Origin of the sequence: Succinimonas sp. (assembly GCF_045225735.1) — a bacterium.
Classification (GTDB): domain Bacteria; phylum Pseudomonadota; class Gammaproteobacteria; order Enterobacterales; family Succinivibrionaceae; genus Succinimonas.
In genome coordinates this window covers 1-2,267 of record NZ_JBGVBR010000032.1, presented here as the reverse complement: position 1 = coordinate 2,267, position 2,267 = coordinate 1, and the positions used below count along the sequence as shown (strand labels likewise).

The 2,267-nt window shown below is 53.2% G+C and carries 1 protein-coding gene; it reads left to right on the top strand.

What is annotated here, in order from left to right; genetic code table 11:
• Positions 1-1,874 (top strand): S8 family serine peptidase (locus tag ACJROR_RS01215; protein ID WP_406545510.1); only part of this gene is annotated, 1,874 nt, incomplete at its 5' end.
• Positions 1,875-2,267 lie beyond the last annotated feature (393 nt).

Below are 2,267 nucleotides of genomic sequence, written 5' to 3'. Positions count from 1 at the left end.
GGGGTTCCCTGACAGACGGCGCGGACATGGAGTCTGAGACGGAGCTTGCCCTTACCGATCCCCTGACTGCGGATCAGTGGCATCTCTACAACATCGGACAAAATCCCTACGGCACCACTGCGGATCCGGTTAAGGGCATTGATCTTAACGTGATTCCTGCCTGGCGTACCATTCCGGAGGGGCGGAAGGAGCAGATCGACGGTACCGGGGTTTATGTGGTCGTCAGTGATACCGCCGTTGACGTTAATCATGAGGATCTCAGAGATCGGCTTTATGATCCCGGAATTCCCGAAAGCGGGGATGTTATCAATGCCGGAATGCCTCTGGAAAAGCTCCAGGAGAATGCCTTTAATATTCATGGCACTGCCGTGGCCGGAATCATTGCCGCTTCCGGCATGAACAACCGTGGAGTGCGGGGCATTGCCTTCAATGCCAGTATTACCTCTATCGATGATGCCGCTGGTGAAGTTCGCTCTCTGATATACATGCTGAGCATGCCCGTACTTAACATTATGAATGCCAGCTGGAGCAATGATCTGACGACTAGCAGCGAGCCCATAGAGAAAGAGCTCTACGAGGCTCTTTATGAAAAGAACATTGCGGTTATTCATTCCCAGGGAAATGAGTTTGAGTCAGGGTATGACAAAGATGACAAGCCTTATTCCAGCAGTATTTGCAAGGATCTGGAAGTTGACTGCGAGTTCAAGCAGACTTCATATATTTCCCGGGGGCCTTTTGTTATTAACGTGGGATCCCTGAATTCGCGGGGCGTTAAGTCATCCTACGGATCCACCGGATCGAATCTCTGGGTGACCGGCTTCGGCGGGGATAAGGGCGTCAGAAAAAATACCGGTCCTGAAACCGGCCCCGCCATTGTTACCACAACCTGTCAGTATGATCCCCGGGACTGGGATGATCCGGATGCCTACTCCCCCTGGAGAAACGACGACAACAAGTATTACACCAATATCATGAACGGCACGTCCTCGGCGGCTCCCACGGTTTCCGGCGCTGCGGCTCTGGCGTATCAGGCCAAACCAGATCTGACGGTGTCCCAGCTCCGCTATCTTCTGGCCGTAACCTCCCGTGACGACAGCGTCATGCCATCGCTGGCCCTGTCTGTGAAGGAGGCGGCTTCTGACCAGAGCTACGGCGAGCATATCGTCTACGACTACGGCTGGCAGGATAATGGCGCCGGATTCAGATTCTCCAATAAGTACGGCTTCGGGGTAGTTGATGCCGCCGCTCTGGTTAAGGGAGCTCTCGCCTGCGACAGCGATCCCGTCTGCGCCGGACTTAAGGATCTTCCCGAGGTATATGTGTCCGGAAATGCCAGTCCCTGCGCATTCATTGATGACACCGAAAGAAACGTTACCTGCGCTTTCTCTGATTTCAGAGACCCCGAAGATCAGGATACGGTTCTGGGGAGCTCCGAGCTTGTTATTGATGCCGTAACCTATGACGTCTCCGGGATTACCTATCTTCCCGCGGGCATTAAGGATTTCTGCGAGCTTGCGGCATCGCCGGAGGACGAGGAAGCCACGGAGCATAACAGGCAAAGGAAACAGGCCGTGTTTGATGCCAACCTGCTTCTCCAGATTCTGGCGGAATCCCCGGCCGGCACCAAATCCCTGATAAAGCCTCTTTATGCCAACTGGGATTACAAATCCGGCTTCAAAATTTCGGCGGATGCCTACAGTGATTACGTCATGTCTGCCCTTGATCTCGCCACTTCCGCCTTCTACCGGGAAACCCTGAAGGAGGATCCTGACAAGCGCTGGACGCTGAGCCTGAAGAGTCCCTGCAAGCTGGATCTGGATGCTTTGAACGAGAGCATGCATCTTACGGTTTACGGCCGGAAAAAGCAGGAGTAAAAGCCCGGATTCCTTTCAATCAGTGAAACACTGATACAGTGAAACACTGATACAGTGAAAGGGCAATACAGCCAATACAGTAAGAGGGGTGAAAGCCCCCGCGAAAGCGTCATGTCCGAACTCTCGGGCATGGCGCTTTGATTTTCAGGAGGGCTCTTTGGCATTCTCAGGACGGGAGGTCATGATCTGTTTCCGGATCGCAAAACCCTCGCATATCTTTATGAAATCATTTTCAAAAGCGTTTCCGCTCATTAAAATGGGCGGAAATTCGAAATCCCTTGCTTGCCATCATATTCAGGAGGAATCCCCATGCCGCATGAGATAAAAAGGATCGCTCTCAGTCTGTCTCTTTTTCTGGGACTTGCCCCGGGCCTGGCCGGCGCGGCGGAAGAT